General features: G+C 68.7%; 21 protein-coding genes. 10 read left to right on the forward strand and 11 right to left on the reverse strand.

Translation table 11 applies throughout. The features are described 5' to 3' along the window. Positions 1 to 49 precede the first annotated feature (49 nt). The 8 genes from ACWEOI_RS09845 to ACWEOI_RS09880 all read left to right on the forward strand — a co-directional run bounded on the left by ACWEOI_RS09845 (position 50) and on the right by ACWEOI_RS09880 (position 9,743). Positions 50 to 721 (forward strand): TetR family transcriptional regulator, encoded by a 672-nt coding sequence (locus ACWEOI_RS09845; RefSeq protein ID WP_433668402.1) that lies wholly within the window; start codon positions 50 to 52, stop codon positions 719 to 721. Positions 722 to 1,059: 338 nt separating this feature from the next. Then, the gene (locus ACWEOI_RS09850) at positions 1,060 to 2,112 is read left to right on the forward strand and encodes a 3-oxoacyl-[acyl-carrier-protein] synthase III C-terminal domain-containing protein (protein ID WP_433668403.1); all 1,053 of its coding nucleotides are present in this window, start codon (positions 1,060 to 1,062) and stop codon (positions 2,110 to 2,112) included. A gap of 9 nt (positions 2,113 to 2,121) precedes the next feature. Next, the gene (locus tag ACWEOI_RS09855) at positions 2,122 to 3,033 is read left to right on the forward strand and encodes a hypothetical protein (protein ID WP_452359403.1); all 912 of its coding nucleotides are present in this window, start codon (positions 2,122 to 2,124) and stop codon (positions 3,031 to 3,033) included. Beyond that, entirely contained in the window at positions 3,030 to 4,850 is a 1,821-nt protein-coding gene (locus ACWEOI_RS09860) for a fatty acid CoA ligase family protein (protein WP_452359404.1), read from the forward strand. The genes ACWEOI_RS09855 and ACWEOI_RS09860 overlap by 4 nt, the downstream gene beginning before the upstream one ends. After that, positions 4,847 to 5,116, forward strand: a complete 270-nt coding sequence (locus ACWEOI_RS09865; RefSeq protein WP_452359405.1) for a hypothetical protein — start codon at positions 4,847 to 4,849, stop codon at positions 5,114 to 5,116. The genes ACWEOI_RS09860 and ACWEOI_RS09865 overlap by 4 nt, the downstream gene beginning before the upstream one ends. 70 nt (positions 5,117 to 5,186) lie before the next feature. Continuing rightward, positions 5,187 to 6,227: an NAD-dependent epimerase/dehydratase family protein gene (locus tag ACWEOI_RS09870; RefSeq protein ID WP_452359406.1), complete on the forward strand. Its 1,041-nt coding sequence runs from the start codon at positions 5,187 to 5,189 to the stop codon at positions 6,225 to 6,227. Between the two features lie 30 nt (positions 6,228 to 6,257). Beyond that, positions 6,258 to 7,442 carry a peptide synthetase gene (locus tag ACWEOI_RS09875; RefSeq protein ID WP_452359407.1) on the forward strand — a complete coding sequence of 395 codons (1,185 nt, stop codon included), beginning with the start codon at positions 6,258 to 6,260 and terminating at the stop codon, positions 7,440 to 7,442. Positions 7,443 to 7,574: 132 nt separating this feature from the next. After that, a complete protein-coding gene (locus ACWEOI_RS09880; protein WP_433673485.1) occupies positions 7,575 to 9,743 on the forward strand; it encodes an MMPL family transporter in 2,169 nt (722 codons plus the stop codon). Here ACWEOI_RS09880 and ACWEOI_RS09885 read toward each other — a convergent pair. Both ACWEOI_RS09885 and rsmI read right to left on the reverse strand, forming a co-directional pair. After that, a complete protein-coding gene (locus ACWEOI_RS09885) occupies positions 9,644 to 10,876 on the reverse strand; it encodes a cytochrome P450 family protein (RefSeq protein WP_452359408.1) in 1,233 nt (410 codons plus the stop codon). The two genes, ACWEOI_RS09880 and ACWEOI_RS09885, sit on opposite strands and share 100 nt — an antisense overlap. 102 nt (positions 10,877 to 10,978) lie before the next feature. Then, complete coding sequence (rsmI, locus tag ACWEOI_RS09890) at positions 10,979 to 11,833, reverse strand: 16S rRNA (cytidine(1402)-2'-O)-methyltransferase (RefSeq protein WP_433668414.1); 855 nt, start codon at positions 11,831 to 11,833, stop codon at positions 10,979 to 10,981. 138 nt (positions 11,834 to 11,971) lie between these two features. Between rsmI and ACWEOI_RS09895 the strand changes: the two genes are divergently transcribed. Next, entirely contained in the window at positions 11,972 to 13,579 is a 1,608-nt protein-coding gene (locus ACWEOI_RS09895; protein ID WP_433668416.1) for a phospholipid carrier-dependent glycosyltransferase, read from the forward strand. A 33-nt stretch (positions 13,580 to 13,612) separates the two neighbouring features. Here ACWEOI_RS09895 and ACWEOI_RS09900 read toward each other — a convergent pair whose 3' ends face one another. Continuing rightward, a complete protein-coding gene (locus tag ACWEOI_RS09900; protein ID WP_433668417.1) occupies positions 13,613 to 13,987 on the reverse strand; it encodes a GntR family transcriptional regulator in 375 nt (124 codons plus the stop codon). Between the two features lie 7 nt (positions 13,988 to 13,994). Beyond that, positions 13,995 to 15,221, reverse strand: coding sequence for an arginine deiminase (arcA, locus tag ACWEOI_RS09905; RefSeq protein ID WP_433668418.1), 1,227 nt, complete (start codon positions 15,219 to 15,221; stop codon positions 13,995 to 13,997). Positions 15,222 to 15,347: 126 nt separating this feature from the next. Between arcA and soxR the strand changes: the two genes are divergently transcribed. Further along, positions 15,348 to 15,821, forward strand: a complete 474-nt coding sequence (gene soxR / locus ACWEOI_RS09910) for a redox-sensitive transcriptional activator SoxR (protein ID WP_433668419.1) — start codon at positions 15,348 to 15,350, stop codon at positions 15,819 to 15,821. 149 nt (positions 15,822 to 15,970) lie between these two features. Here the strand turns inward: soxR and ACWEOI_RS09915 are convergent, their stop codons facing one another. The 7 genes from ACWEOI_RS09915 to ACWEOI_RS09945 all read right to left on the reverse strand — a co-directional run bounded on the left by ACWEOI_RS09915 (position 15,971) and on the right by ACWEOI_RS09945 (position 23,640). Then, positions 15,971 to 16,819, reverse strand: coding sequence for an SDR family oxidoreductase (locus tag ACWEOI_RS09915; protein WP_452359409.1), 849 nt, complete (start codon positions 16,817 to 16,819; stop codon positions 15,971 to 15,973). Between the two features lie 129 nt (positions 16,820 to 16,948). Beyond that, entirely contained in the window at positions 16,949 to 18,772 is a 1,824-nt protein-coding gene (locus ACWEOI_RS09920; RefSeq protein WP_452359578.1) for a putative bifunctional diguanylate cyclase/phosphodiesterase, read from the reverse strand. Between the two features lie 64 nt (positions 18,773 to 18,836). Further along, entirely contained in the window at positions 18,837 to 20,984 is a 2,148-nt protein-coding gene (locus tag ACWEOI_RS09925; protein ID WP_452359410.1) for an Rv1355c family protein, read from the reverse strand. Next, positions 20,984 to 21,733, reverse strand: coding sequence for a hypothetical protein (locus tag ACWEOI_RS09930; RefSeq protein ID WP_452359411.1), 750 nt, complete (start codon positions 21,731 to 21,733; stop codon positions 20,984 to 20,986). The genes ACWEOI_RS09925 and ACWEOI_RS09930 overlap by 1 nt, the downstream gene beginning before the upstream one ends. 252 nt (positions 21,734 to 21,985) lie before the next feature. After that, the gene (locus ACWEOI_RS09935) at positions 21,986 to 22,420 is read right to left on the reverse strand and encodes an effector binding domain-containing protein (RefSeq protein WP_433668426.1); all 435 of its coding nucleotides are present in this window, start codon (positions 22,418 to 22,420) and stop codon (positions 21,986 to 21,988) included. Beyond that, on the reverse strand, positions 22,417 to 22,860 hold the full coding sequence (locus ACWEOI_RS09940) for a GyrI-like domain-containing protein (RefSeq protein WP_379271204.1): 444 nt from the start codon (positions 22,858 to 22,860) through the stop codon (positions 22,417 to 22,419). Before ACWEOI_RS09940 ends, ACWEOI_RS09935 begins: the two co-directional genes overlap by 4 nt. A gap of 105 nt (positions 22,861 to 22,965) precedes the next feature. Continuing rightward, complete coding sequence (locus ACWEOI_RS09945; RefSeq protein ID WP_433668428.1) at positions 22,966 to 23,640, reverse strand: TRIC cation channel family protein; 675 nt, start codon at positions 23,638 to 23,640, stop codon at positions 22,966 to 22,968. Between the last annotated feature and the right edge of the window lie 75 nt (positions 23,641 to 23,715).

Here is a 23,715-nt window from a genome sequence, read left to right on the forward strand (position 1 = left end):
CTCGATAATGGGTATCTGAAGTGTTAGCGGTTCAGTCAGGGAGGTTTTGATGCGGGGTTGGGGTGGGTCGGCCGCGGGGTTGCAGCGCACGGACTTCGATCAGCGGCATCGGGCCGCCCGGGAGGCGGTGCTCACCTCGCAGCGGGGGCGGTTGCTGGAGGCGATGGTGGAATGCGTTGAGGGGAAAGGGTATTACGCGGTCACGTTGAGCGATATCGTGGCGCGGGCCCGGGTGTCGCGAAGCACGTTCTACGAACACTTCAGCAATAAGGAAGAGTGCTTCATCGAGGCGGTGCGGACGGCTTCGGACATCATCGCGACTCGGATCGCCGATGAACTGGGGCAGTTGCCGACCGATGCGGGGGCGCACGAGCGGATCGAGTCCATCGTGGTGACATTCTGCGAAACCGTGGCGTCCGAACCGGATTTCGCGCGACTGATGCTGGTCGAGGCGTTCAAGGTGGATCAGCAATCGGTGGCGCTGCGGGATCTGTCGGTGGATCGGTTCGCGGATCTGTATCGCGCGTTCTACGCCGAGGCGCGGGTGACCGATCCGACCCTGCCGGTGATCGCGGACGAACTGTTCGCGCTGATCCCGGACGCGATCGGGGAGCGCACGCGGCGGGTCATCGTCGCCGAGGGGGCGCATCGGGTGCCCGAATTGGCGCCGCTGTTCGTGGAATTCGTGAACGCGGTATTGGGTCTGCCCGCACGCGCCTGATGCGTGAACTCACTCACAACGGGGGCCTCGTCCCGCCATATCCGGACCATGCCGAAGGCACATGACCGAGGATAGCCGGATGTTCACTTGCATTGCCAGAGAGGGTCAAACCCCCATTTCAGCGCGACCTCGGCGAGGCTGGCTGCGCGAAGGTCCTTTCTGTCACCGCTCGTAACAGTAAGCGACTGTTCACCTTTCGTCTCAGACGGTTACACGGAACGCGACAGTTCCCCAAGCTGGTTACCCTCGGGTAGCCTCAGCGCATCCGAGCTTGACGATCACAGTCGATCACCTTTCCCCCCAATGCTTTTCAGCCTCCCCAGCTTCAGGAGTCCCCTGTGCCGCAATCTCGATTCGAATCGATCGGCGCCTATCTGCCCGAGAACCGGGTCACCACAGCAGAACTCGTCGCGCGATTGAAGGAGGCGCCCGAATTCGATCTCGAACGAATTACGGGAGTCAAGGAACGCCGGTTCCGCGACACCCGCCCGGAGAGCCGCGAGGATTCCTTCGCGCTCGCCATGAAGGCGGTCGAGGACTGCCTGGCCAGGTCGTCGTACGCCGCGGGCGATCTCGACATCATCATCTCCACCTCCATCACCCGCAGCAAGCACGGCACCAAGATGTACATGGAGCCGTCCTTCGCCGGGACCATCGCCCGCGCCATCGGCGCCCGCGAGGATGTCATCGCATTCGATCTCTCGAATGCCTGCGCCGGCATGATGAGTGGCGTCTACATTCTCGACCGCATGATTCGCAGCGGCGCCGTGAAACGCGGCATCGTGGTCAGCGGTGAGGCCATCACGCCGATCGCGGAAACCGCGGTCGACGAAATCTCCAGCAAATACGATCTGCAATTCGCCTCGCTCACCGTCGGCGATTCCGGCGCGTGTGTGGTGCTGGACGAGGCCGTCGACGACAACGACGTGATCCACTACATCGAACTCACCACCGCGTCGGAGTTCTCCCACCTCTGTCTGGGTATGCCGAGCGACAAGTCCAACGGCGTCGCGCTGTACACCGACAACCGGAAGATGCACAACGAGGCCCGGTTCCTGCTGTGGACCGACACCCAGCGCAATTTCATGGAGGCCGAGGGCATCACCTTCGCCGACGAGGGCTTCGACTACATCATCCACCACCAGTTCGGCGCGGCCGCCATCCCGTTCATGAACGCCATCGCCGAACGCGAATTCGGCCACCCCATGCCGCCGGACCTGAATGTCATCGAGAAGTACGGAAACACTTCCAGCACTTCCCATTTCATCGTGCTGCACGATCAGCTGAGCCAGCAGAACCTGGCCGCCGGATCGAAGATCCTGATGATCCCCGCGGCGTCGGGCGTCGTCGGCGGATTCCTGTCCACCACCATCTCGTCGCTGAAGGTCTGAGGTACCGCCATGGGTGTGCGCATCAAATCCACCGGAATCGCCCGGGACACCGACACTTTCAGCATCGTGGAGCTCAGTGGCCGGGCCGCGCGCCGGGCCATGGAGAGCGCCGGGGTGGAGCCCGGACAGGTCGGGGTGATGATCAACGCGGGCATCTTCCGCGACAGCAATACCGTCGAACCCGCCGTCTCGGCGCTGATCCAGAAGGCCGCGGGCATCGGCCTGGACTACGTGAAGGAGGACCCGCGGTCCTTCTCCTTCGACCTGATGAACGCGGGCACCAGCGTCCTCAACGCGGTGCAGGTGGCGCAGGCGGTGCTGGCGACCGGCAGCGCCGAGCACGTGCTGATCGTCTCCGGTGACACTCACCCGTCGATGACCCGCGCGGCCGCCGACGACGAATTCCCCTACGCCACCGCCGGCGCCGCGCTCCTGCTGGAGCAGAGCGACCAGCCCGAGGGCTTCGGCCGGGTGCACACCCGGGCCGCCGCGGGCACCCCGGGCCTGGAGTCGTACGTGGACACCGAGACCATGGGCGACCGCGGCCGCGGCCTGATGACGGTGGACCGTGAGCCGGACTACCTGGACCGGCTGCTCACGGTCGCCGCCGACGCCGCCCGCGCCGCCCTCGCGGGCGGCGACGCGGAGGAGACCACCACCGCCCTGATCGCCGCCACCCCGAGCGACGACTTCCCGGCCCGCCTGGCCGAGGAGCTGGGCATCGCCCCGGACGCGGTGTTCCTCCCGGACCTGTCCCAGGGCGACCCGCACACCGCGTCGCTGTCGCTGGCGTATCACGCTGCCGCCCAGGCGGAATCGCTGACCGGATACCGCGATGTGCTGTTCGTGGCGGCGGGCGCGGGCCCGTCGGCGGCCGCCGTTGTCTACCGTCTGCCCGCCGTGGTCGGGGCCGCGGCGTGACGACCGCGACCTATTGGCAGGCCATCGACCGCTTCCGCGCGGTGGTGGCCGCCGATCCGGACCGTGAGGCGGTGATCTACCCCGCGGGGAAGACCGCCTCCGGCCTGCCGGACTACCGCCATCTCACCTACCGCGAGCTCGACGAGTGGTCCGACACCATCGGCCTGCACCTGGCCGCCGCCGGGGTGGGCCGCGGCACCCGCACCATAGTGCTGGTGCTGCCCAGCCCGGAGCTGTACGCGATCATGCTGGGGCTGTTGAAGATCGGCGCCATCCCGGTCGTGATCGATCCGGGCATGGGTGTGCGCAAGATGCTCAACTGCCTGCGCGCGGCGAACGCGGAGGCGTTCATCGGCATCCCGCAGGCGCACGCGGCGCGGGTGCTGTTCGCCAAGTACTTCCGCAATGTGCGGGTGACGCTGACCGTGGGCCCGCGCTGGTTCTGGGGCGGTCCGACCCTGCGCAGCTGGGACGCCCCGGCGACCGCGAGCCGCTTCGGCACCCGGTTCCGCATCGACGCCGCCGGTCCGGTCGGCGCGAAAATGGCGGCGCGACTGGAGGAACTGCTCGCCTCCGTCGCCGACTCCCGGCGGCCGTCCGGTGAGCACCGGGCCCCGTTCGACGCCTTCACCCTGCGCGAGCGCGTCCCAGCACCCGCCGACGAGGTGCTGCTCATCGCCTACACGACCGGCTCGACCGGCCCCGCCAAGGCCGTGGAGATGACGCACGGCAATCTCAGCGCCATGGTCGAGCAGGTGCACGCCGCCCGCGGCCGGGTGGAGCCGGGCACCTCGCTGATCACGCTGCCGCTGGTCGGCATTCTCGACATGCTCCTCGGATCCCGCTGTGTCCTACCGCCCTTGGTGCCCAGCAAGGTCGGTTCCACCGATCCCGCGCACGTGGTGGACGCGATCAACCGGTTCGGGGTGAAGACCATGTTCGCCTCCCCCGCCGTGCTGATCCCGCTGCTGCGGCACCTGGAGACGCACCGCACGCCGGTGCCGACGCTGCACAGCATCTTCTCCGGCGGCGCGCCCGTCCCGGACACCTGCATCGCCGGGTTGCGCCGGGTGCTGGCCGCGGACGCGGAGGTGTACGCCGGGTACGGCTCCACCGAGGCGCTGCCCATGTCCACCATCGAATCCCGGGAGCTGCTGGCCGGTCTGGCCGATCGCGCCCGTCTCGGCGAAGGCACCTGCGTCGGCCGTCCCGCCGAAGGGGTGCGCGCGCGGCTGGTCGCCATCACCGACGACCCGATCCCGACCTGGGCGCACGCGCAGGCCCGTGAGACCGAGCTGGCCGCCACCCGCGGCATCGGCGAACTGGTGGTGGCCGGGCCGAACGTGAGCACCCGCTACTACTGGCCGGAGTCGGCGAACGCGGCGGGCAAGATCCACGACGGCGAGACGGTGTGGCATCGCACCGGCGACCTGGCCCGCATCGACGGCGAGGGCCGGATCTGGTTCTGCGGACGCAAGAGTCAGCGGCTGCAGACCGCCGCCGGACCCATGTTCTCGGTGCAGGTGGAGCAGGTCTTCAACGCCGTGCCCGGCGTGGCCCGGACCGCGCTGGTCGGCGTGGGCGAGCGGGGCGCGCAGCGGCCGGTGCTGTGCGTCGAGACCGCACCGGGCGCGGATCCCGCGGCCGTCATGGCCGGGCTGCAGGCTCGGTCGGCCGAATTCATGGTCACCGCAGCCGTTTCCACGTTCCTGTTCCACCCGAAGTTCCCGGTCGACATCCGACACAATGCCAAGATCGGCCGCGAGCAGCTCGCGGTCTGGGCGGCGGAGCGGCTCGGAAAGGACGAACGACGATGAAGGTGCTGGTACTACGCGCGATTCCGGTGCTCGGCTGGCTGTATCTCGCGGTGGGCGTGCTGCTCGCGGCGGGTGATCGCGCCCCGGAGAACCGGCTGCTGCGCGCGGTGTTCTGGATCGACGCGTTCCTGAGCGTCGTGGTGCACGCGGCCCAGATCCCGGCCGCCCTGCGCGCCACGGCGGACACTGGGCACTCGCCGGTCAAGACGGCGGCCATGACCCAGATCTTCGGGATCACCTGGTGGAAGACGCAGGAGGCCGCATGACCGGGTCAAGCGCGGAGGAGGCAGCTTGCGTAACCACGCGGCGCTCCCGGGCATGCGGAGAGGACGGAGCGTGAAGGCATTGGTGACAGGCGCTTCCGGATTCCTGGGCGGGGCGCTGGTGCGCCGCCTGGTCCGCGACGGCGACTACGAGGTGGCCATTCTGGCCCGGCCGACCAGCAACCTGCGTGATCTGTCGGAGGTGCTGGATCGGGTGGAGGTCGTCACCGGCGACCTGACCGATCAGGGCTCCCTGGATCGTGCCACCAAGGGCGTGGACGTGGTCTTCCACAGTGCCGCCCGGGTGGACGATCGCGGCACCCGCGACCAGTTCGTCGCCGAGAACGTCACGGCCACCGAGAATCTGCTGCGGGCGGCGAAACGCAATGGCGCGTCCCGGTTCGTGTTCGTGTCCAGCCCGAGCGCGCTCATGGACCGCGACGGCGGCGATCAGGTCGACATCGACGAATCGGTGCCGTACCCGAGCCGCTATCTGAACCACTACTCCGAGACCAAGGCCGCGGCCGAACGCCTGGTCCTGGCCTCGAATACGGACGGGTTCAGCACCTGCGCGCTGCGACCGCGCGCCATCTGGGGCGCGGGCGACCGGTCCGGGCCGATCGTGCGGCTGCTGGGCCGGGCGGGCGAAGGCTCGCTGCCGGACCTGTCCTACGGCAGGCAGGTGTACGCCTCGCTGTGCCACGTGGACAATATCGCCGAGGCCTGCGTGCTGGCCGCGCGCAGCGAGAACGCCGGCGGCAAGGCGTATTTCATCGCCGACGCCGAACGCACCGACGTGTGGGGTTTCCTCGGCGAGGTGGCCACCGGTCTCGGCTACCCGAAGCCGACCCGGCAGCCGAATCCGAAGGTCCTCGCCGCGATCGTGGCCGCCATCGAAACCGTCTGGCGCATACCGTTCGTCGCCACCCGGTGGTCGCCGCCGCTGTCCCGGTACGTGGTCGCGCTGATGACCCGCACCGCGACCTACGACACCTCCGCCGCCGCCCGCGACCTCGGCTACCGGCCGATCGTGGACCGCGAGGCCGGCCTGGCCGGTTTCCTGACCTGGCTCGAAAGCCAGGGCGGCGCGGTGGCATTGAACGCGCAGATCTAACGCATCGAGACGATCCAGGCAGGTAGGTCCATGTTCCGCCGTCCCATCTCTCCCACCGAACTCATCTACTTCCCGATGCGGGATCTGGCTCCGCCGTTCCTGATGCAGCTGGTGGTGGAGGGCACGGGCAGCATCGACCCGGAGACGCTGCGGCGCGCGGTCGCCACCGCCGCGGCCGCGAACCCGGGCGCGCGCCTGGTGCGCGACGGCCGCCACTGGGTGGACAGCGGACGCGCGCCCGGCGTGCGCGTCGTCGAGCACGAGCTGCAATACCCGGCGCTGGAAGCGGATCCGGTGCTGACCAGCCCGATCGGGCCGACCCCGGACGCCACCGTGGAAGTGCTGCTGCTCACCGGCACCACCACCGCCCTGGTCTTCCGGGTGTTCCACGGCGTCATGGACGGCATGGGCATGGTCATGTGGACCACCGACGTGCTGCGGGCGTTGCGCGGCGAGGAGCCGGTAGGCGCGGCCGACCCGATCGCCGACGCCGAACTGGTGAAGCGGATCGGCGCGCCCGGCCGGCCCACCCTCATGCTGCCGCGCTTCCGGTCGGCGACCGGGCACGGCCGCCAGGAGCGGGGCGAGCACCGGCACCTGTTGCGCACCAGGACCATTCACGCGACCGGGCCGGGCACGCTGATGCGGGTGGCGGCCATGCTGGCCGATGAGGGCGGGCCCGTCTCGCGCATCATGATCCCCGTCGACATCCGACGCCACGACCCGGAGCTGCGGTCCACCGCGAATCTCGCGCTGCCGCTGTTCCTGGACGCGCGGCCGGGCATGGACTGGCGGCAGCTCAACGACATCAAGCGGGCGGGGCTCGCGGAGAACCGCGAACTGAACCAGATGGACAACGGCGGACTGAAGTACCTGCCGCAGGCCGCCGGACGCGGACTGCTGCGCGCCCTCAACGCCCTGGGCTCACGGACGGGCCTGAACCTGGCCTCCGCCACCGTCTCCCACATGGGCCGCTACGACCTGGACGCGCTCGCCGTCCCCGGATTCACGCCCACCGCGATCAAGGTGATGCCGCAGCACAGCGTCGCCATGCCGCTGCTCGTCGGCATGACCGAATGCGGCGGCCGCACCGAGCTCACCGTCTCCGCGCGCAGCGGCCGCGGCGTGCCCGAGCGCCTGGACGCGCTGCTGGACCGCATCGTCCGGACGCTGGAAACCGAACTGGCTCCGGAGAATTCGGCCTCGACCCACTAGCACGCCCGGCTCGTGCACAACCCGAACGGAGCGCCCATGACCGCCATCGACAGTTCCGGCGCGGCCGATTCCGCGGAGGTCGCACCCGATTCCCCTGACGGCCCGCAGGATATGGGCGCATCCGGCGGCCTGGTGGCCGCGTGGGCGCGGATGGTGGTCGCCCGGCCGAAAACCGTGCTGGTGGTGGCGGTGTTGTTCGCGCTGGCCTGCGGGGTGTTCGCGACCGGACTGCAGCAGCGGGTGAGTTCGGCGGGATTCGTGGTGCCGCACAGCGAATCCACGGAGGTGGACGCCTGGGTGACCGAGCGGCTGGGGCCGCAGAATCCGGATGTCATCGCCGTGTACACCGCGCCCGACGGGCAGTCGCTGGCGGATATCGGGCCGCGGGTGACGGCGGCCATCGCGTCCATCGACCCGGCTCTGTTGCGGAGGCCCGTCGAAAGCTATTGGAGCAGTTCGCGATCGCAGTATCTGCGGTCGGCGGACGGGCGGCAGGCGGTCGCCGTGGTGTTCTCGGCGGGCGACGACAACCAGCGGGTGGCGGAGTATCCGAAAGTCGCCGCCGCGCTGCGGGTCGACGGGCTCGACACGAAGCTGACCGGGTACAGCGCGCTCGCCGACACGATCAGCACGCAATCGCGGGACGATCTGGTACTGGCCGAATCCATTTCGATTCCCTTGACCGCCTTGGTACTGGTCCTGGTGTTCGGCGGCGTGGTGGCCGCCTCGCTGCCGGTGGCGATCGGCACCCTGGCGGTGATCGGCGCGCTGGGCGCGGTCGGGCTGATCGCGCGGCTCACCGAGGTCAGCGTGTTCGCCATGAACGTGGTGTCGCTGCTGGGGCTCGGATTGGCCATCGACTACGGGCTTTTCATCGTCGGACGGTTCCGGGAGGAACTCGCGCGCGGAGCCACCGTGGAGGCGGCGGTGACACGCACCCTGGGTACGGCCGGGCGCACGGTGCTGTTCTCGGCACTGCTGCTCATGTGCGCGTTCGCGGGGACGTTCGTCTTCCCGCTGGCGGTGCTGCGTTCGCTCGGGATCGGGGCCATCGCGGCGGTGGGGCTGGCCGCCGCGCTGTCGGTGACCGCGCTGCCCGCCATGCTGGCGCTGCTCGGCCCGCGGATCGGGAAGTGGAGCTGGCGCGCGGACGCCTTCGATCGTTCCGAGGCTCGGGCGCAACGGTTCTGGGGTGGCGTCGTCACGGCGGTCATGAAGCGGCCGGGAGTGATCGCCCTGGCCGTGGGCGCGATCCTGCTGGTGCTGGCCGCGCCGCTGACCGGTGTCCGGCTCGGCGACATCGACCACACCGCCCTGCCCGCGGGCAATGAAACCCGGGTCGCCGTCGAGGAATTGACGGCGCACTTCCCCGCCGCCAACAGCGGGGCCACCATCCTGGTCCGCGAAACCGGCGGCGGCACACCGACGCAGGCCACGGTCAGCCGGGCGCTGCGGGAGATCGGCGGCGTGCCCGGGGTCCGGCAGGCGCTGGCCCTCGACACCCGCGACGACACCGTCATCGTGCACGCCGCGCTCGCCGCCCCGGACCGCTCACCGCGCGCCCAGGACATCGTGCGCGACCTGCGGGCCCTGCATCCGGACGGACTCGAGCTGCGCGTCGGCGGGGAGAGCGCCACCACCGTCGACAGCATCGCGGCGGTACTCGACCGGCTCCCGCTCATGATCGCGGTCATGGTGGCGGTCACGCTGCTCATGCTGGCGCTGGCATTCCGCTCGATCGTCCTGCCGCTCAAGGCCGTCCTCATGGCCTTCCTCAGCCTGGCCGCCACCTTCGGCGTGCTCACCTGGATCTTCGATCAGGGGCATCTGGCGGGTGCGCTGCACGTCAGCGTCGGCCCGCTCTCGGCGGGGATGATGGTCCTCATCATCGCGGTCGTGTTCGGGCTCTCCACCGACTACGAGGTGTTCCTGCTGTCGCGCATGGTGGAAGCGCACGACGCGGGCGCGGACACCGAGACCTCGGTGCGCGTCGGGACCGTGCAGACCGCGCGCGTGATCACCGCCGCGGCGACACTGCTCGTGCTCATCACCGGCGCGTTCACGCTGTCGCCGCTCACGCCCATGCGATTCCTCGGCCTCGGCATGGTGATCGCGCTGATCATCGACGCCACCCTGGTCCGCATGCTGCTGGTCCCGGCGCTGGTGAAACTGATGGGTCCCGCCAACTGGTGGACCCCGGGTCAGGGGCGGAGGCGGACCGGCAGCGCGGTGAGTCCCCGCACGATCAGCGACTTGCGCCAGGACAATTCGGCGTCGGTGGCGAGCACCAAGTCGGGGTAGGTCGCGAGCAGGCGGGTCAGCGCGACCCCGCCCTCCATGCGCGCCAGCGGAGCGCCGACGCACCGGTGGATGCCGTGACCGAAGGCGAGATGGTTCTTGTCGGCGCGGTCCAGGTCCACCCGGTGCGGGTCGTCGAAGCGCGACGGGTCGCGGTCGGCGGCGGCCATCGACACCAGAACCCTACGGCCCGCGGGGATTTCGACGCCGCCGACGGTGACCGGGGCGGTCGTGTAGCGGAAGGTGCCCTCGCTCGCCGGGGACTCGAAGCGCAGGACTTCCTCCACGAAATCCGCCATCCGGCCCGGGTCCGCGGCGAGGGCGGCGCGGACCCCATTGTCGGTCAACAGGATCGCGACGGCGTTGGAGATCAGGTTCACGGTGGTCTCGAAACCCGCGATCAGCAGCAGGAACACCATGCTGATCAGCTCGCGGTGGGAGAGCCGGTCGCCGTCCTCACTGGCCGAGATCAGTTCGGAGAGCAGGTCATCGGCGGGCGCTTGCTGCTTGGCGCGGATCAATCCGTCGATGTAGCCGAGGAATTGGCCGACGGCGGCGCCGCGGGCCTCGGGAGTCTCGTCATTGGAGACCAGGGTCGTGGACCAGGCGCGGAAGCTGTCGCGGTCCTCGTTGGGCACGCCCAGCAGCTCGCAGATCACCAGCATGGGCAGCGGGAACGCGTAGCGGTCCAGCAGATCCTGCTCGGACGCGGCGTCCTCGGCCAGCCCCGCCAGCAGGCCGTCGGCCAATTCGGTGGTGCGCGGGGCCAGTTCGCGCACCGCGCGGCCACTGAACGCGCGATTCACCAGCGCCCGCAGCCGGGTGTGCTGCGGCGGGTCGTAGAACAGCATCATGTCGCCGAACATGGCCGCACCCCCGGCATCACCGCCCAGCGCGGCCTGCGCGCCCGGCGATTTGAGGGCCTTGCTGACCGCGGGATCCAGGAACACGGCCTTCGCCGCCTCGTAATCGGTGACCAGCCAACCGGTTCCACCGTCCGGGAAACGCACGAAATGCGCCGCGCCGCGCGCCCGCAACAGGTCGTACGCATCGTGCGGCCGCTGATAGAAATCAGCGCTCAGCTCGAACGGTTCCAGCACCAATTCACTTGCCGGAGCGGCCGTCTCATGCACCATGATCGGGGACTGTAACAGCGGCCGCGAGACCGGGTGCGGCATCGGCGCACCCCTTCCAGTGGGCACACTGGCCAGACAACCCCGGCCCGGACACCACCCGGGCTACTCGGCGGAACGCGCCGCCAGCACCGCGTCGTACAACTCGCGGCGCGACGCTCCGGTGGCGGCCGACACCTCCGCGCACGCGTCCTTCAACCGCAGCCCCGACTCGATCAGGGCTTCGACCTGGCCGACCAGATCGGCGGGCTCGGCCGAAACCGGCTGCGCGCCTTCGAGAACCACGGTGATCTCACCGCGCGCACCCTCGACGGCCCAGGCGGCCAGCTCCGCCAGCGTGCCGCGCACGACCTCCTCGTAGGTCTTGGTGAGCTCCCGGCAGACCGCGGCGCGCCGCGTCGGGCCGAGCACCTCGACCGCGTCGGCCAGGCAGTCGGCGAGCCGGTGCGGGGCCTCGAAGAACACCACCGCACGGGCTTCCGAAGTCAAGGAGCGCAGCCACTCCTTGCGCTGCCCGGACTTGCGGGGCGGGAACCCGTCGAAACAGAAGCGTTCGACGGGCAGGCCGGACAGGGCCAGCGCGGTCGTCACCGCCGACGGGCCCGGCAGACAGGTGATCGGCAGACCGTGCTCCACGCACGCCGCCACCATCCGATACCCGGGATCGCTCACCGACGGCATGCCCGCGTCGGTGACCAGCAACACCGTCTTCCCGGACTCGATCTCCTCGAGCAGCATCGGGATGCGGGCGGTCTCCACATGGTCGTAGAAGCTCACCACCCGGCCGGAGATCTCCAGCTCGAGCGCCTTCGCCAGCGACCGCGTCCGCCGCGTGTCCTCGGCCGCCACGATGTCGGCGGTGGCGAGCGCGTCCCGCAACCGCCGCGAGGCGTCACCGATATCGCCCATCGGCGTCGCCGCCAGGACCAGCCGGCCCGGCGCACCGGACCCGGCGCTCATCTGTTCCGCTGTTCCACTCCGAGACACCCGCCGAACCTACCGGCGCGGGCGCGCGAACCCCGGCCGGGGGCCGCCACCGGAGTTGCGGCGGCTCACCGGAAGGCGACTCGAGGGGCGCGACCGCTTACGATCGACGGCGTGACCCAGGTAACCGACGTGCGACCGTCAGCGGTTCAGGCGGAGACGGCGGCGCTGTCGAGTCCCGCTCCGCTGGTGCCCTCACCCGATTTCGGGCCCACGGACTGGGCGCGGGGCTGGGTGGTCACGCTGTTCCTCACCACGATCGCCGGCATCACCCGGTTCCTGCTGCTGAACTATCCGACCGACCTGCACACGCCGGTCTTCGACGAGAAGCACTACGCGCCGCAAGGGTGGCAGGTGCTCACCAACGGCGGCGTCGAGGACAACCCCGGCTACGGGCTCGTGGTGCACCCGCCGGTCGGCAAGCAGATGATCGCGCTCGGCGAGGCCATCTTCGGATACGGACCGCTGGGCTGGCGGTTCATGGCCGCCGTCTCCGGAACCCTGCTGGTGCTGCTGGTCATCCGCATCGTGCGGCGGATGACGCGATCCACCCTGATCGGCGCGTTCGCCGGCATCCTGCTGATCTGCGACGGACTCACCTTCGTGTCCTCCCGCATCGGCATGCTCGACATCTTCCAGGCGCTGTTCGTCACCGCGGCCTTCGGCTGCCTGGTGGTGGACCGCGACGACATCCGCACCCGCATCGCCCTGGTCTCCGCCCAAGGACGCATCGACGACACCGAATACGGGCCGCGCTTCGGCGTGCGCTGGTGGCGGTTCGGCGCGGGCCTCATGCTCGGGCTGGCCTGCGGCACCAAATGGTCCGGCGCGTACTGGATCGTCGGATTCGCGGCGCTGTCACTGGCGTTCGACCTGTCCGCGCGGCGCGGTTATCGCGTGAAGAAGCCGTGGGAAGGCGTCGCCCGGCGCGACCTCGGGCCCACGATCTACGCGCTGGCGGTCGTGCCGGTGTTCGTCTACCTCATGTCCTTCTGGGGCTGGTTCGCCAGCGAGACCAGCTACGACCGGTACGCGGTCGGGTCCAAGGTCGGTCGCGGCGGGGACTTCTCGTGGGTGCCCAGCGCGCTGCGCGGACTCTGGTACTACGGCGGCGAGGTGCTCAACTTCCACAAGGAGCTCACCAACTCCGCGGGCAATCACCATCCGTGGGAATCCAAGCCGTGGACCTGGCCCATGGGCCTGCGGCCGATGCTCTACTACTACGCCGACACCAATGTGAGCGGCTGCGGGCAGGCCGCCTGCGTCAAGGCCGTCATGGCGATCGGCACGCCCGCGCTGTGGTGGCTGGCCTTCCCCATGCTGGGGTGGGCCTTGTGGCGCAGCATCGTGCGGCGCGACTGGCGCTACGCCGCCGTCCTGGTCGGGTACGGGGCCGGAATCCTGCCCTGGTTCCTGGACCTGGACCGGCAGATGTACTTCTTCTACGCGGTGCCGCTGGCCCCGTTCCTGGCCATGGGCGTGGCGCTGGCGCTCGGCGACATCCTCGGGCACGCGCCGCCCAGCGGACGGCGGCTCTCGGGCGCGCCGGGCTGGCAGCTGTTCACCCCGCCCAGCGAACGACAAGGGCTGGGGCTGCTGCTGGTCTGCCTGTATCTGGCGCTGGTCATCGCCAACTTCATCTGGCTGTGGCCGATCCTGACCGGTATGCCGATCACACCCGGCAACTGGCACGACCACCTGTGGCTGCCCAGCTGGAGGTAGGACCGACGTCGGGGCGGTCCACCGGGCCGGAGATCAAGGCGTGGTGTCGGTTTCGCCCAGGGCCGCGTGCAGGTAGCGCTCGGCGGCCTCGTCGTCCAGGCCCAGCCGCCTGATCACCGCCACGTACTCGGTGGCCGCGCGGCCCGCCACGTCACGGGTCGGGTCGCCCGAGGACGCGATGAAAGAGCCCAGCCGCCCCCGGGTTTCGAGCATGCCGTCCTGCTCCAGCTCGCGGTAGGCGCGCGCCACCGTATTGGGGGCCAGTTTCAGCGTCGCCGCCAGCGCCCGGACCGTGGGGATCTTGGTGCCGGCGGCGAGCTCACCGGAGCGCACCCGGGCGATGATGCCCTGGCGCAGTTGCTCATAGGGCGGGACCGTCGAGTGGTGGTCGACCGGGATGTCCAGCATGGCTTCATCACACCTCGTCACGCGACAACGGGCAGGACAGGCAGCGCGGACCGCCACGGCCGGAACCCAGCTCGGAGCCGGGGATGCGCAGCACCTCGATTCCGGCGTCTTCGAGCCGCGCATTGGTGTTCTCGTTGCGTTCGTAGGCCACCACCACGCCGGGGGCCAGGGCGAGGGTGTTGTTGCCGTCGTCCCACTGCTCCCGTTCGGCGGTGACGCCGTCCAGGCCGGTGTCGACCACCCGCAGCTTGCCGATGCCCATGGCCTCGGCCGCCACCCGCAGGAAGGGGTCGGGGCCGGAGATGCTCACGCCACCCTCCTCCTTACGAATGGTGAAGGCGCACAACTCGTCCTGGATCGCCGGATACATGACCACCGCGTCGACGTCGACCATGGTGCAGACCGTGTCGAGATGCATGGTCGCACGGGTCTGGGCGATCGGCACGACGAGCACGGTGTGGGCCAGATCATCCTCGAAGAGACTGCGCGCCAACGCTTCCGCGCCCGCGGCGGAGGTCCGTTCCCCCACCCCGACCGCCACCACGCCCGGGGACAGCAGCAGCACGTCGCCGCCCTCGATGGGGGCGGTGTGCGATTCGTAGGCCCGGCGCACACCCAGGAAACGGGGGTGGAAGGCGTAAATCAGGTCGGTGAGCGAGGTTTCGCGGGCCCGGGCGGGCAGCGCCAGCGAGGTGATCGCCACGCGCGGGCCGATCCAGAACGACGAGTCCCGGGTGAACAGCAGGTTCGGCAGCGGATCGATGACGAAATCGTGGCCGTGATGCATGCGGCGCACCAGCGAGGTGGCGTCCTGACCGAACGGCAGCTCGTCGAATGTCATGCCGGACATGAGGATCTGCGCCAGCTCCGGGGCGGGCACCCGGCGTAGATGGGCGGCCAGCTCGTCGGCCAGCACGTGACCGAGCCGGCGGGCGTCCACGGCCCCGGAAATACCCTGGATCCGGGCGGCGCCGCTGCCCTGGATGGTCTCGGTGAGCACATCGGCCAGCAGCAGCACCTCGACCCCGCGGCCGCGCAGCACGTCGGCGAAGATGTCGTGCTCCTGCTGGGCGCGCTCCACCCAGGGAATGGCGTCGAACAACAGCTGATCGTTGTTGCGCGGGGTGAGCCTGCGCAGCTCGTCGCCCGGGCGGTGCAACAGCACCGTGCGCAGTGCGCCGACCTCCGAGGTCACGGAAAACGGTCGCGCCGTGGGTGCGGCCTTTGTTCCCATGACACGACGGTAGTTGCCCGCGGCACGGATGGCATGCAATTCGCACCTGGGAAAACCTCGAGTCGCCCCGGTGAATCCTCCGGTCGCCGGGTCGCCACGGCCGGAAACCTGGAGTAATGTTCAGGAATGCAGACCGCGTCGTGGCAGGCGAAGGAGCTGACCCCCGGTCAGCTCGCCCAGCGAGCCGGAGTTTCGGTGTCCGCCTTGCACTTCTACGAACGAGAAGGGCTGATCAGCGCCCGCCGGACCAGCGGCAACCAGCGCCGCTACTCCCGCGAGACCCTGCGCCGGGTCGCCTTCATCCGCATCTCCCAGCGGGTCGGCATTCCGCTCGCCGAGATCCGCCGCGCCCTCGACAACCTCCCCGACGGGCGCAATCCCAGCCGCCGCGACTGGGAGACCCTGTCCACCACCTGGCGCGCCGACCTCGACGACCGGATCGAACAGCTGGTACGGCTGCGCGACAACCTCACCGGATGCATCGGCTGCGGATGCCTGTCGCTGGGCGTGTGCAAGATCTTCAACGCCCACGACCACCTGGGCGACGAGGGCCCGGGAGCGCGCGTGCTGGACACGCACGCGGCCGAGAACTGTGTCTAATTTGCCCTCCGCTTCGCTCCGGGCGGGTTCGCGGCCCCTGGTCCCGATTCTTCCCTCCTCCGCTCCTCCGCTTCGCTCCCCCGCTCCGTCAGTCCAGAATCGAGACGGCCGCGAACCTGACAGCGGCGGCACCGCGACCAAGTGTGCCCCTACCCCTTGGGCAAGAAGGTCGTGAACAGGTCGTTGGCGCGGTGCATGGCGAACTCGTACGGCCAGGCGAACTTGCGGGCCCACCAATAGCCGAAGCGGATGTCGAACTGGGTGTGGATCAGGTAGGTGCCCTTCTCCACGCCGCGCAGAATCGTCTGGGCCACCTCGTCCGGGGACTTGGCGTGGCGGCGGAAGCGCTTGATCCAGGCCTGGATTCGCGGGTCGTCCCGGTCGACCCCGACGATGTCCACGGTCTGCACCAGCGGGGTGTCGACCGCGCCCGGCACCACCAGGTGGACATTGATGTCGTGACGGGCCAGATCGAAGCGCAGCACCTCCGAGACGCCGCGCAGACCGAACTTGCTGGCGCTGTACGCGGCGTGCCACGGCAGCGCGAGCAGACCGGCCGCGGAGGACACATTGACCAGCGCCCCGCCCCGCCCGGCCTCGACCATGGGCGGCACGAAGTTCTCGATCACATGGATGGGACCCATGAGGTTCACATCCACCATGCGCTTCCAGTGCTTGTGCTCGAGGTTCTCGACGGTGCCCCAGGTGGAGACGCCCGCGATGTTCATCACCACGTCGAGCGAGCCGAGCTGCTCGTGCACCTTCTCCGCGAAGGCGGTGACGGCGTCGTAGTCGCTGATGTCGAGGGCGGTGGCCACCTCCACGATGCCGCCGCCGGAACGGATGGATTCGACGGTGGCGTCCAGCCCCTCGACGTTCACGTCGGTGAGCACCAATCGGGCGCCCTTGCGGGCAGCCGCCAGCGCCGTGGCCCGGCCGATGCCGCTCGCCGCGCCGGTAATCAAAGTCTTCTTGCCGCTCAGGCCACGATCACGCACGCCGATCCATCCCTTACTTCGACAGCCCTGTCAGAACCGCACGCTACAACACGAACAATAGTGTTCGCGAGTCGGGCGAGTACCGGTTTCGCCCCGATTTTCCGGGGGCTCGGATCATTTCCGGGCAGGTCAGGACGGTCCGGGCAGGACCGACCGGCTGGTACCGGGCAGATCCAGATCCAGCGCGATCCGGCCCGCCGCCAGATGCTCCTCGACCTCCTCGGCCGGCATCGGCCGCGCGATCAGGAAGCCCTGTGCCCGGTAACAGCCCAGCGCCACCAGCGTGCGCGCCGCCACCGTGGTCTCCACACCCTCGCCGACCACACCGAGACCGAACGAACCCGCCAGCCCCACAATCGATTTCACGATCGCCAGATCATCCGCGCTGGCGCCCAGCCGCTGCACGAACCCGCGGTCGATCTTCACCGCGTCCACCGGCAGCGCCTTCAGATGCGACAGCGACGAATACCCCGTCCCGAAGTCGTCGATCGCGATCTGCACGCCCATCCGCTTGAGCCCGCGCAACGTCACCTGCGTGCGCGCGAGATCCTGCACCACAACATGTTCGGTGATCTCCAGGCACACCGACGACCCGTCGATCCCGTACCGCCGCAGAATCCCCTCCATGGTCTCCACGAAGTCCAGCGAAACCAGCTGCACCGGAGACACATTGATCCGGATCACCACATTCGACGCCAACCCCCGCCGCCGCCACAACGCGAACTGCTCACTGGCCGTGCGGATCACCCACCGCCCCAGCTCGCCCGCCAGATTCGTGGCCTCCGCCACCCCGACGAACGCCCCCGGCGGCAACAACCCCCGCGTCGGATGCTGCCACCGCACCAACGCCTCCAAGGCGACGACCCGCCCCGTCCGCAAATCCACCTCGGGCTGATAGTGCAACACCAGCGACCCGTCCGACACCGCGCTCCGCAGATTCAGCTCGACATCGTCCTGCAACTCGAACTGCGCCCGCATCGCGTCGGTGAAGACAGCCACCCCATTGCCACCACTGGACTTCGCCGACAACAGGGCATGATCGGCCCGCCGCAGCACGTCGGAGACCGTCGTCTCCCCGGGAATGCCCAGCGCGACACCGACACTGGCCCCACGGCTGACGGTTTCCTCCCCGCCCGTCACCCGCCGCCCGATCAACTGCTGAATCCGGGTGGCCTCCACCCCGGCCGACTCCGCGTCCATCGGCTTCGCGGGCACGATCACGAATTCGTCGCCACCGAGCCGGGCGATCATGTCGGCGGGGTCGAGGTTCTCGCGCAATCGGGTCGAGAGCGAGCGGATGAAATTGTCGCCCGCGGTGTGTCCCAGGAAGTCGTTGAGCGCCTTGAGCCGATCCAGATCGAGGAAGAAGGTCGCCACCGGGCCGGCATTACCGGCACGTAGCCGCTCCTCCATGTGCTCCAGCAGCGCGCGCCGGTTCACCAGACCGGTCAGATCGTCGTGCATCGCGATGAATCGGAGCCGTTCCTCGGCCACGACACGTGCCTGCAACTGCGCGAACAGGGCGGCGATCGCCTTGAGCACATTCAGTTCACGAGTGCTCCACTCGCGGTCGCCCTCTTTGATGAAACCGAGTAATCCGGTCGCTCGGCCACGGGAAACCAGGGGCACCGCGGCGGCGGACACGGCCTCGATTCCGGCGGCCTGGTGAATCAGACGCTGATAATCGGCGAATTCGGGGACGGGCCTGATGATGATCGGCTCGGTGGTCTCACCGAAGCGCGTCAATGCCTCGGTGGGATCCTCGAGGTTGGCCACCTGCAAAGGATCGACATCCACGGGCAGCTCGCGATGCGGCCATTCGGCGATCAGGACCGACGCCGCGCGGGTCTCGTCCGTGAAACGCAGGAAGCTGAAATCGACATCGAAGTGCTCCACCAGCCAGGCCAGCACACGCTCACTCGCGGCCGCCATCGTGGACGCATCGACCGCCATCAACTCCGAGGCGACCTGGGTCACCAATGAGTCGAGAGTTCGCCGAGGCACCTTGTCTCCGATCTCACTCGCCGCGCATGCCGGGACTCGGTATCCGACGCCGGCCGCTGCGAACAGCAGGCTCCGACGCGTATCCGAGACGCAGCACCAGCGCCATCGTTTCGTGCCCAGGCACTTCCAACAGCTCCAGGAACCTGCCCTGAAGTGACGTTAGTGTATCGGCGAACTCCGGGGAAACCGTATGTAGTTCCCCGGGGCGTCGGGCATAAAGGAACACCGGAGAAACGGGTTGAACCGCGAGTCCGGACTGTTCGGCGGCAATCCAGACCCGTTGGAGCGCCTCTCCTGCCTGGGCATATGCCACGAGTTCGGACGGGTCGTCCAACTCCGGACGAGGGAAGGTCAGTGCCGCCACGGCCGAACTGGATCGCAGTTTCGTCAGCGTGTCCTCCACCAGGGCGGTACCGCCCGACCAGGAGCGCAGATGGGCCATGACATCGGGGCGAATGGCGATCTCGAGCTTGGCCAGACCGTCCGGCCGGAGATCCAGGGTGCGCAGATCCATCCCAGTCCGCAGATCGTCGCCGGGCCATCGAAGCTCGGACGTCATCTCGGCATGCATGTCCCGGGTCAGGTAGCGCGTCCGCTCGGATTCGGCCAGCATGCGCGCCGCGGATTCGATACCGGGACGATCGGTGACCAGGTGCAACGTCGCACCCGCTCGCGTCGCCACGGCCCGGAGTCCGTCCACGACCTCGACCGGGATCGGCGCGCCGGTGCCCTCACCACGATTGGTGCGCCGATCGAGCAGCGCCCTGTAGTGCTGGGACAACTCCCGATCAGCACCCGAGCCCCACCGCAGCACGGCGGTGAGCGGTCCCGCTGGGCCGGTCCGCAGCTCGCTCTCGCCGAGCATCCCGTGTGCGGCCGCGGCAGCGCGCGCGTTGAACAGCGCCGCTCCGACCGCGAGCGCGCTGCCCCGGCGGCCGATGTCCATCATCGAGGAGTGCTCGGCCGCGAGAGCGATGGTCACCGCGTCCGCATCGGCGCGCAGCGTCCACGGCTGGGCGTTGCCACCCGAGGGCGCCCGCTGTGCGCATTCCAGCACGGCCTCGACGCCTGACCGTGGGCCCTGCTCGTCCGGTCCGTCCGGCCACACCAGTTCGTCCCGGAGTTCGGGCTCGACGATCTCGTCCAGGCTCTTCTCGATGTCGACGCGGGTGCGTCCGGACCGCAGCTCCTGTCCCAGTCCGATCCGGCGCACCGCGGCGGCCACATTGGAGCCGCCGAGCTGCACGTCGGAGGCCAATTGCGGCCAGCTGTTGAGCGTCTCGCCGATCTCCACCATGCTCGCGGCCAGCGTGGCCGACAGATTGCGGCCGTCCAGAATGCGGACCATGAGCGGGGTCTTGTCGCGGGTGGACAGTCCGCGCAGTTCAGCGGCCGTGACGCCGCCCAGCAAGCCGTGGAACGGCTCGCGCTCCGGTTCCAGATCGAAACGCTCGACATCGAGCAGCCCGCGGTCACTGGAGTGCATCACCAGCGGGAGCCTCAGGCGGCGAGCGCCCTCGCGCACCGCGAGCTTCATGTCGAACGAATCGCATTCCTCGACAACGATGTCCAGACCGGTGAGAAAGGCCTCGATGTTCTCCTCGTCGACGCCGGTGGGGAAGATTTCCACGGGCAGATACGGATCCAGCTCGGCGATCCTGCGGGCGGCGACCACGGCCTTGTTGGCCCCGAGGTCGAACAGGGTGCCCGGGAGCCGGTTCAGATTGGAGAGCTCGACGGTGTCGAAGTCCGCCAGCCGCAGCAGTCCGCAGGTGCCTTCCATGGCGAGCACATGGGCCACGGCGTGACCGACGCTCTGCCCGACCACACCGATGGCCTGGGTGCCGAGGATCTCCTGTTCCGCGCGAGTGAGGTTGTTCCGATTCCGGTCGAGCCGAACGGTACGGAGCAGCCGCGGACCGGGCAGTGCGACAACCGCACGGCGCCAAGGGTAATACGCCCACCGATCCGACTCCGGTGAATCGAATATTTCCGGAGGCGCAACCAGACTCGCGAACTCGGCGCGCAAATCGGCGCGCAAGTCCCGGACCTCGATCGTCGAATCCGACAACAAGTCGGCAAGCCGGGCAGCGTGCTCCGGATCGGATTCATCGAGCAGTATCGGGCGATAATGCTCCTCCGATCCGCCGTTTTCGATCATTACGCCAGCCCTTGGGCCGGTGCCCAGACAATGCGCGGCAAAAGGCCATTCTCCCGCAATTGAGACAATTCGATCTCGATCATTCGCGCCTGCGATTCGGTCGCCACGGAAGCATATGTATCCATATCCCACCAGATCGCGAACGTGCGGTAACGATCATCCGGATACGACGACGGCGGAATCCACCAGGCCACATTCGCCCCGCTGCTGCGATAGAGATTCAACGCGTGCTCCGGCGAATGCGAACCGATGTAGCGGACACCGAGCAGCAATGCGGCGTGAACACAGGCCCGCGACATCCAATCGGCCAGCGCGTGGCGGTGTTCGGAATCACGGTTCACCCAGCCGGCCTTGCACTCGATCACGCCGTGCGGGATCTGCTCGGCGATCAGGTGCCGGAAAGCCGAGTCACCTTCCAGCCCTTCCCAGCTCGCGACCGCACGCATCTCGTCGACCTGCTTGTGCGGGCCCTCGGCCCGCACGCCCGCGACAACTTGCCCCTCAGGATCGAGCGCCACGAAGAACAGCGATGTGGTGGCGCCGTCGATCACCTTGTCGTACTCGAGCGCTTCCTCGGAGCCGAACCACCGATAAGCCGCCAGCGCGCCGTCCATGTTTCGGCGCCACAGATCCGGGTCGGACTCCGGAGAGCCAACCAAGATCGTGTATCCGGTTCGCGGCTCCTGAAATCGGAGCATGCCGTGACCTGGACTTTTCGCCGGGACGCGCTCGATCGGTTCGACTGACATACAGTTCCACTCCAACTAAACAACTGACCCGCGCGACTGCTGCGACTTCGCCCGATACGGTCATGCATCAACCAGTGGCGGACGTAGGCGCCTAGGGGAGTATCCGCCAGGGCGCTGAAATTGTCCAGGCGTCCGGCAAATCCTCCGGAACCCGAATGGCTGTAAAGAAATCCCGCCAGGTCAAACCATTGCTGTCAGTCATGAAAACTGTCGACAAGACCGGTTGGTTCTCAATCAGTTAACGGTTGGCTATCAGACCAGGATGGAGATGAAGAGCTCCAGTTCGGCCGGGCCGTGCCAGATCTCGATCTCCTCGCGGTAGGCGCGGGTGATCTCGGCGGAGGCGGTGGCGTCGTCCACCTGGGCCCAGACATCCTCGACAGGGTCGTGGTAGTCGCCGTTGGGGCTGAACCGGGCGTAGACGCCCTTGGGGACGCGGATGAGGATGTCGCCGATGGGGGCTTCGTCGGGGCCGGGGTATTCATAGGAGACCAGGACGTTGTAGTTGCCGGCCGGGTCGGGGACGTAGACCGTGACCAGAGGGCGCTGAGTGGCGTCGCGATCACGGAGGCGGTCGCGCAGGAACTCGATGAGCTCGCTGTTGGAGACCTTGAAGCTGGGGCGCACCCGGGGAACCACCAGGCCGCCGTAGACGCCGCCGGGGCGAACCACGATCGAATAGGTCATGACGGCTCGACCGCCAGATACAGATCGATCTTGTAGGCGTGCGGGTAGGTCTCGAAATCACCGGTGTGAATGCGCTTGATCTGGTTGTGCTCCTCGGCGTAGGCGATCTGCGTCCACAGGTCGGTCATCACCTGCGGGAAATTGCCGATCGAGGAGAAGCGGGCGTAGGTGCCACGCGGCAGGCGGGCCACCAGATGGCCGCGAGTCACCTCGTCGAGCGAGGAGCACTGGTAGCCGACGATCTGGGTGTTGTAGGTGCCCAGTTCGGCCCCGTAATCGGTGTAGGCGGAGGCCAGCGGGCCACCGAGGTCCTGGTGCAGGACCGCGGCCCAGGCCACCTCGAGGTCGTGATCGCGCAGTTCGCCGAGGGCGCGTTTGGGACTGCGCACCGGCAAACCGGCCACCCAGGTCTCGTCCCGCTCGACGATCTCGAACTGCATTGGAAGGAACTCTCTCGAGGTGTGATTCACAGCCGGTCGGCCAGGCCTTCGCCATGCTATCAATCGCCGGGGACCGTGCCGGGCGACACGACAGAGGCGCTCGTCTCACCGGGCGGCGGGGTCGTCCTCGCGGCGGCGGTGCGGGCGGGCCATGGGTGCGTGCCAGTGCCGGAACAGCGCGAGCAGGCGCAGGGAGACCGCGCCCGCACCGGCCAAAGCGCCTGTCCAGTAGGTGTATTGGCCGTAGTGCAGCAGGGTCGCCGTCACCGCGGATCCGAGCAGCGCGGGGACCGCGTAGAGCTCACCGTCACTCAGCACGCTCGGTGTGACACCGGCCAGCACGTCGCGGATCACACCGCCGCCGACCGCGGTCACCAAACCGAGCGCGGCGGCCGAGGTCGCCGACATGCCGTGCTGGAACGCGGTGACCGTGCCGGTCACACAGAAGATGCCGAGGCCGATCGCGTCGGCCACGTTCAGCGGGGTGCGGACCAGGCGGACCGGCGGATGCCAGAAGAAGATGAGCGCCGCCGCCAGCAGCGCGGTGCCGGCGTAGGAGACCTGCACGAAGGCGAGCGGCGGGGTGCGGCCGATCACCAGATCGCGGATGACGCCGCCACCGGTCGCGGTGGCCACCGCGAGCACCGCGATGCCGACCACGTCGAAGCGGCGGCGCACCGCGAGCAGCGCGCCCGACACTCCGAATGCGAACACTCCCATCAGGTTTCCCGCGCTCTGCGCCGCGTCGGCGGCGGTGCCGAGTTCGACGAGATCACTCATTGCACGCCCGGTTCCCTTCCTGGGGTCGCTAACTCTCGGCTAACGGCGCTCAGTATGCCCGGTCCGCCGAGCCGA

It is taken from the genome of Nocardia sp. NPDC004340, assembly GCF_053602575.1.

Coding starts and splice junctions, on each gene's coding strand:
- soxR (WP_433668419.1), top strand. CDS start 15,348: ATGCAGACCGCGTCGTGGCAGGCGAAGGAGCTGACCCCCGGTCAGCTC.
- ACWEOI_RS09865 (WP_452359405.1), top strand. CDS start 4,847: ATGAAGGTGCTGGTACTACGCGCGATTCCGGTGCTCGGCTGGCTGTAT.
- ACWEOI_RS09885 (WP_452359408.1), bottom strand. CDS start 10,876: ATGGTGCATGAGACGGCCGCTCCGGCAAGTGAATTGGTGCTGGAACCG.
- ACWEOI_RS09945 (WP_433668428.1), bottom strand. CDS start 23,640: ATGAGTGATCTCGTCGAACTCGGCACCGCCGCCGACGCGGCGCAGAGC.
- rsmI (WP_433668414.1), bottom strand. CDS start 11,833: ATGAGCGCCGGGTCCGGTGCGCCGGGCCGGCTGGTCCTGGCGGCGACG.
- ACWEOI_RS09855 (WP_452359403.1), top strand. CDS start 2,122: ATGGGTGTGCGCATCAAATCCACCGGAATCGCCCGGGACACCGACACT.
- ACWEOI_RS09925 (WP_452359410.1), bottom strand. CDS start 20,984: ATGATCGAAAACGGCGGATCGGAGGAGCATTATCGCCCGATACTGCTC.
- ACWEOI_RS09930 (WP_452359411.1), bottom strand. CDS start 21,733: ATGTCAGTCGAACCGATCGAGCGCGTCCCGGCGAAAAGTCCAGGTCAC.
- ACWEOI_RS09920 (WP_452359578.1), bottom strand. CDS start 18,772: ATGGCGGTCGATGCGTCCACGATGGCGGCCGCGAGTGAGCGTGTGCTG.
- arcA (WP_433668418.1), bottom strand. CDS start 15,221: ATGGGAACAAAGGCCGCACCCACGGCGCGACCGTTTTCCGTGACCTCG.
- ACWEOI_RS09900 (WP_433668417.1), bottom strand. CDS start 13,987: ATGCTGGACATCCCGGTCGACCACCACTCGACGGTCCCGCCCTATGAG.
- ACWEOI_RS09935 (WP_433668426.1), bottom strand. CDS start 22,420: ATGACCTATTCGATCGTGGTTCGCCCCGGCGGCGTCTACGGCGGCCTG.
- ACWEOI_RS09875 (WP_452359407.1), top strand. CDS start 6,258: ATGTTCCGCCGTCCCATCTCTCCCACCGAACTCATCTACTTCCCGATG.
- ACWEOI_RS09940 (WP_379271204.1), bottom strand. CDS start 22,860: ATGCAGTTCGAGATCGTCGAGCGGGACGAGACCTGGGTGGCCGGTTTG.
- ACWEOI_RS09845 (WP_433668402.1), top strand. CDS start 50: ATGCGGGGTTGGGGTGGGTCGGCCGCGGGGTTGCAGCGCACGGACTTC.